At 74.5% G+C, this 2,433-nt stretch carries 1 protein-coding gene; it reads right to left on the bottom strand.

All coding sequences use genetic code 11. The annotated features are described in order from the left end of the window. Window positions 1–140: 140 nt before the first annotated feature. On the bottom strand, window positions 141–2,433 hold a 2,293-nt coding region (locus DI269_RS02610), incomplete at its 5' end, for an SCO7613 C-terminal domain-containing membrane protein (RefSeq protein WP_157974723.1).

The raw sequence follows: 2,433 nt of genomic DNA, 5'->3' as shown, positions 1-2,433 counted from the left end.
GCACCATGTCACGCGTGACATGTGACGTACTACTGCGCCCGCGTTGTTCGCGGGACGCAAAGCGGCGCGGCGGACCTGTTGGGTCCGCCGCGCCCGGTGCTATCACTTAAGACGCCGCGAGGCGCCGAACGGTTGCAGCTTTAGCGCATCGCTTTCAGGCCGTCCCTGATCCGGGCGATGTCGCGGCGGCGCTTCTCGAAGGTCGCGCCCGCGCCGATGAGGACGGCGCCGCCGATGGCCGGCGGGATCCACACCGGGATGTAGTCCCACACGAGCGTCAGCTCGTTGATGGTGAGCACCAGCAGCGCGACCGACCCGAGCACGAGCGGCGCCTGCCAGCGGCGCCCGAGCCCGGCGATGATCACGGCGATCGCGGCCGCGCCGACGCCCACGCGGCGTGCGGGTTCACCGTCGCCGAGCGCCAGGAGCAGGCTCGGGCCCATACCGATGACGATCGGCAGCGCGAGCGTTGACCAGGACCCCGACTGCGGCCGCCGCTCCAGGCGCCACAGTCCGATGAGGAACAGGACGGCGGCGGGCGGCGCGGTGAAGAACTCGACCGTGTCCACCTCCTGCGCGGCCAGCAGCAGCCACCAGCCGGCGGTGCCGGTCGCGAGGGCCGCGTTGATGTAGCCCCACTTGCGGACCGGCACCATGATCGCGGTCCCGGCCAGGGCGAGCGTGTAGATCCCGAACTGGGCGGGCATGAAGAACCGGCCGTCCGTGCCGTCCCAGACCGCTTCGATCCACGTGTAGATGCCGCTGACGACGGCGATGCCGGCGACGATGTGCGCGAGCACCGACGCGAGGACCCGGTCGGGGCGGCTGCGCCGCGGCGCGCCCGCGGCGACGACGAGCATCGCCGCGGCGGCCACGGTGAGCCAGAACGGGATCCAGCCCGAACCGGGGTCCACGGTGGAGGAGTTGGAGGCGGCGAGGGCCGCGATGGGCGCCCACACGGCGAGCGAGACCCAGCCCGCGCACCGGCCCGCGAGCGTCCGCGACGCGAGGGCCGTGACGAGGCCGATGACGGCGCACAGCACGAACCCGGTGAACGGGATCGCGTCCCAGCGGTCGGGGTCGGAGTACCACAGCAGGACCGACGCGGAGACGACCGCGAACGTCGTGGCGAGCGCCGCCCCCTGGACGCGGAACCGGACCGGCAGCAGCACGGCCGCGAACGCCAGGGCCACCAGGACGATCGGGATCTCCCACGTGAAGGCCCCGGCCGGCGAGGCGCCGAAGAGGACGGTGATGCCGCCGAGCGTGAACAGCGAGGCCGCGACCGCGGTCCCGCCTGCGATCAGGTACGACGCGATCCGCAGCGGGCCGCCGAGCGGGTCCCCGATGAGCGGGGCGACCAGGCGGGCGGCGAGGAACGCGACGAAGTAGGCGCTCAGATCGGGCGCGTCGAATGCGACCGTGGCGAACACCGCGAGCGAGGCGAGCCCGGCGCCCAGCGCGTTCGCGAAGCCCCACGTGTCCACGCGGGTCGCCATGGCGGCGAACAGGGTCACCGCGGCCGCGAACAGCGCGACCGAGGGGACGATCAGCTCGGCCGAGCCCGACCGGACGGCGAGCGTCCACGCGCACAGCACGAGCGACCCGGCCGCGGAGGCGACGATGAGCATCGAGGTGAGGGAGACGCGCAGGCGCTTGGCGAAGCCGACGCCGACGAGGTTCGCGGCCGCGACGAGCGCGACGGCGGCGGCGACGGGCTGGACGACCGGGTCGTCGAGGCCGAACGCGGCCCGCAGGCCCGCCGAGCAGGCGGCGACCACGGCGGCGCAGGTGAGGAAGCGGGAGGCCCACAGGTCGGAGCGCTCGTAACGTCCCGGGTAGCGGGCGGTCAGCCACGCGCCGATGGCGAGCGCGAGGGCGATGGCGAGCAGGAGGACCACGGCGAGGCCGAGGTCGCTGGCGGCCGAGTAGCCCGCGCCGATCGCGGCGAGCGGCAGGAGCGCCCAGCTGGTGGCGGTGAGCCGGGCCGCGCCGCGGTAGGCGGCGAGGACGGCGAGCACGCCGGCGGTCCAGGCGCCGACGGAGTCGGGCCCGAACTCGGTGCCCGGCGGCCGGTACAGGTAGTAGCCCGCGAGGGTGGTGCACCACAGGGCGATCGCGCCGAGCGCGGCGAACGTCTCGGCGGTGGCCCAGAGCTTGAACCGCTTGAACGGGAAGGGGATCGCCAGGAGCAGGAGGGTGACGAGGCTGAGGACCGCGGCGCGGCCGCCGTTGCCCATGTTGCGCCAGGCGACGGCGGTGAAGATGATGAGCGCGGCCGCGACGAGGAGCCCGCCGAGGCTCAGGAGCACGGTCTGGACGGTCTTGGACCCGACCTCGCCGCGTTCGGGCGGCGGGGGCGGGTAGCCGACGGCGGGGGCGCCGCCGGGCGGCGTGTGCGGCGCGGCCGGGTACCCGGCGGGCTGCTGGGGC

The organism is Glycomyces dulcitolivorans, assembly GCF_003265355.1.
Lineage (GTDB): Bacteria > Actinomycetota > Actinomycetes > Mycobacteriales > Micromonosporaceae > Glycomyces > Glycomyces dulcitolivorans.
This window is presented reverse-complemented; position numbering and strand designations above follow the sequence as displayed.